This window comes from Streptomyces sp. NPDC037242 (assembly GCF_055604165.1).
Genome location: NZ_JBVJUY010000067.1, coordinates 1 through 4,308, shown reverse-complemented (window position 1 = coordinate 4,308; position 4,308 = coordinate 1). Strand labels below are relative to the sequence as shown.

At 65.9% G+C, this 4,308-nt stretch carries 2 protein-coding genes; both read right to left on the bottom strand.

What is annotated here, in order from left to right:
* Positions 1–3,394, bottom strand: a 3,394-nt coding sequence (locus ACZ7GJ_RS37795; protein ID WP_470758495.1) for an amino acid adenylation domain-containing protein, incomplete at its 3' end; no start/stop codon positions are given.
* Positions 3,394–4,308, bottom strand: a 915-nt coding sequence (locus ACZ7GJ_RS37790; RefSeq protein ID WP_470758493.1) for a condensation domain-containing protein, incomplete at its 5' end; no start/stop codon positions are given. The genes ACZ7GJ_RS37795 and ACZ7GJ_RS37790, both read right to left, overlap by 1 nt.

Sequence of the window (4,308 nt, the reverse complement as noted above, 5' to 3'; positions counted from 1 at the left end):
GCCGCACCAGACCACCAGCAGCAACAGACCCCGCCCCACCAACCTCCAAACCCCACCCAACCCCACCAGACACACACAACCGCAGCACATCATGACGATCCACCACCGCCTGCACCACAGCCGTCAAACCCTCAACACCCAAACCCCCCGGCACACCCACCACAACCGACTGACAAAAGCCCCCAACCGGCCCACCACGCTCCAACAACCACCGCACCACCGGCGTCGGCACCACACCACCCACACCCACATCCCCACCACAAACACCCACCCCATCCACCAACGGACTGGCGACGCCGGCGAGGGCCTCGACGTTCTTCAGCTGGAACACTTCACGGGGTTTGATGGTCAGGCCGGCGCGGCGCGCCCGGCTGACCAGCTGGATCGAGGTGATGCTGTCACCACCCAGATCGAAGAAGCTGTCGTCAATACCCACCTGAGGCACACCCAGCACCTCGGCGAACAGCCCGCACAACACCTCCTCCACCGGAGTACGCGGCGCACGACTGGACGAAACCGACCCGAAGACCGGCTCCGGCAAAGCCCTCCGATCCAACTTGCCGTTCGCGTTCAACGGCAGCCCCTCCAACACCACCACCGCCGCCGGCACCATGTACTCGGGCAGGACATCGGCGACATGACGTTGCACGGCCTGGGGCAGTGGGTTGTGGCCCGCGGTGGGGACGACGTAGGCGATGAGGCGCAGCTCGCCCGGCCGGTCCTCGCGGACCACCACGGCAGCCTGTGCAACATCGGCGTGGCTGGCCAGTGCGGCTTCGACCTCGCCCAGCTCGATCCGGAACCCCCGGACCTTCACCTGATCGTCGACCCGGCCGACGAAGTCCAGCTCACCCCCGTCACGCCAACGCACGAGATCCCCCGTGCGATACATCCGCGAACCCGCAGCCCCGAACGGATCGGCCACGAACCGCTCCGCCGTCAGCCCCACCCGATTCAAATAACCACGCGCCACACCAGGACCCGCGATGTACAACTCCCCCACCGTCCCCGGAGGAACCGGCCGCAACCCCCAATCCAGCACGTACACCAACGTGTTGTCCAAAGGACGACCGATCGGGGGCGGCGTTTCCTGTCGTGTGGCGGGCGCTTTCCACAGAGTCGAATAGACGGTTGCCTCAGTGGGTCCGTAGATGTTGAGGACTTCGCAGTCGGGCATGACCGCCCGAATGTCGTTCACCGTCTTGGCCGACAGCGCTTCGCCTGCGAGGACGACCGATCCGGCGGTGACGTCCAGCTCGGTCTGGTTCAGCAACACGCCCAGAGCGGAGGGAACCCCGCTGATGAGGCTGCCGTCCCACTTCGGCCGGTTCGCGAGTGCGAGGATGTCCGGCACCAGCTCGATGGTGCCGCCGACGGTCAGGGGGGAGAACAGCTCGAACACGGAGACGTCGAAGGTGAGCGAGGTGGCCGCCAGTACATGGGCCAGTCGTTCCGCTCCCAAGCTCTCCGTCGCCCAGGTCACGAGGTCGGTGAAGCTCTGATGTGCCACGACGACGCCCTTGGGCACGCCGGTGGAGCCCGACGTGTAGATCACGTACGCGGCTCCCAGCAGGGTGAGGGGGCGCACTCTATCTTCGGCTGTGGGGTTGACGGCCGGCTGCGTCTCGATGGCGAGCGCTGCTGCCTGGCCGTCGAGAGCGATGACGTCCACGTGCTCGGGGAACCGGTGCGCGGCCTCGCTGGTCGAGATCACGCATGTGGGAGCCGCGTCCTGGAGCACGAAGTCGATGCGTTCCCGCGGACTCTTGAGGTCCAACGGTAGGTACGCTGCACCGGATTTGAGCACGGCCAGTACGGCGACGATCAAGTCGGCCGTTCGAGGGAGCGCCAGTACCGCCAGGTCTTCGGGGCCGACGCCGCGTCCGATCAGGGCGTGGGCGAGTTGGTTGGCCCGCGCGTTGAGCTCTCCGTAGCTGAGTTCCCCGGCTTCGGAGAGGACCGCCACCGCCTCGGGCGTGCGCTCGACCTGTGTTTCGAACAGCTCGATCACGGTCTCTTCGGGCACCGGACTGCCGGCCGGGTTCCATTCGTGCAGCAGACGGTCGCGCTCCGCGTCCACGAGCACGTCCAGCCTCCCGGTGGGCTGCTCCGGGAGGAACGCCATGGCCGACAGGACTGCTTGGAGGCGGCTCAGTAACTGGTGCGCCTCGTCGTCGGTGAAGACGTGCGGGTTGTAGTCCAGGCGGAACTGCAACACCGGTCCGGGTATCGCGGCCAGCGTCACGTGGTAATGCGTGGCGTCCCGGCTTTCGGCCGCCGCGATGTGCAGGCCTTCGACCTGAGGAAGGGAGTCCCTCTCCAGCGGGTAGTTCTCGAAGGCGACGAGGGTGTCGAACAGCTCTGTCTTGCCCAGCAGTGTCTGGACCCGGGCGAGTCCCATGTGCTGGTGGTCCATCAGTTCGGCCTGCTGGTCCTGGACCCGCTTCAGCAGACCGAGGAGCGACTCCGCCGGATCCAGACGCACCCGCACCGGGATCGTGTTGATGAACAGCCCGATCATCGACTCGATACCCGCCACCTCGGGCGGACGACCCGACACCGTCGCCCCGAACACCACATCATCACGGCCCGTCAACCGGCCCAGCAACACACCCCACGCACCCTGAACCACCGTGTTCAGCGTCAGGCGGTGCCTGCGGGCTACGGCTGACAGCACTTCGGTCAGTTCAGGGGAAAGCTCGGCGCGGACGTACCGCGGCAGCACCGCCGGATCGTCAGGAGATGACGCGGCCAGCAAGGTCGGCTCTTCGAAGTCTTCGAATGCCCTTGTCCAGGCGCGCTCGGCGGCCTGCCGGTCCTGCCCCGCCAGCCATTCGAGGTAGTTGCGATACGGCGTCACCCGCGGCAGCCGCGAATCATCCCCCCGCGACTCGTACAACGCCAGGAGTTCCTTCAACAGCAGAGGAACCGACCAGCCGTCGAGAAGGATGTGATGGCAGGTGAACACCAGACAGTGCCGGTCCACACCACGACGCACCAAGGCAAACCTCAACAGCGGAGGACGCCCCAAGTCGAACCGAACAGCACGGTCCTCCTCCAGCCAGGCATCCAGCCGGACCTCCTGCTCGCCGTCCGGCAGTTCCGACAGATCCACCTCCTGCCACGGCACCTCCACCACCCGCGGCACCACCTGCACGGACTGACCACGGCCCATGCCCCTGAAGGCCACTCGGAGGGTGGCGTGTCGGCGCACCACTTGCTCAGCGGCTGAGCGCAGGGCTGCGGGGTCTGTGTGGCCTTTCAGGTCCAGGGCGAGCTGGACCGTGTACACATCAGGGGTCTGGTCGTCGTAGAGGGCGTGGAAGAGGAGGCCTTCCTGCATCGGCGACAACGGCAGAACGTCTTCGATTCCAGTCTGCTGCGTCTTGGCCATCAGAACGCTCCCCATTCCGCTTCGAGTTCGTCGATGTCGGCTTGATCCACCGAAAGAAGTGGGAGGTCGGAGGGGGTTCGGCCGCCGAGTCCGGGATCGTCACCATGGACCGCCAACGCCCGTAGCGCCTCGACCCACAACCCCGAAAGCTCCTCCACCGACGACTGGTCCAGCAGCCGGCCCGGCCACGACCACACCGCCACCAGACGCGAACCATCCCCGTCATCACGCGTCAACGCGTTCAGCTCCAACGCATGCGCCACCGGCATCAACGCATCCGCACCACCACCCAACACATCACCACCCGCAACCGGCTCCCACGCACCACCAGAACCAGACCCGAACCGGCCCAAATAGTTGAACCCCAACTCCGGCGACCCCAACCCGGCCAACTCCGGACCCGTCTGCGGATTCAAATACCGCAACAACCCATAACCAAGACCGTGATCAGGCAACTCACGCAACTGCTCCTTCACCCGCTTCACCGCCCGGCCAAGCCCCACACCACCAGCCGCCACCTCAGACCACGCCACCGAACCCGGATCCAAACGAACCGGGAACACACTCGTAAACCAACCCACCGTCCGCGACAGATCCACCCCGTCCACGAACTCCTCACGCCCATGCCCCTCAAGATCAAGCACCACAGCACTCTCACCCGACCCGCCACGACGACGACGCCACTCCCCCACCGCCAACACAAACGCCGACAGCAGCACCTCATGCACCCCCGCATGGAAAGCCGCAGGCACCGACGTCAACAACGGCTCCGCAACCGCCGGCTCCAACACCACCGACACCTGACACACCGAACCAAACGTGTCCACCACCGGATCCAACACACCACCACCCGGCAACACACCCGATCCGCCACTCATCCGGCGCCACAGATCCAACTCACCCACACGCCCAAC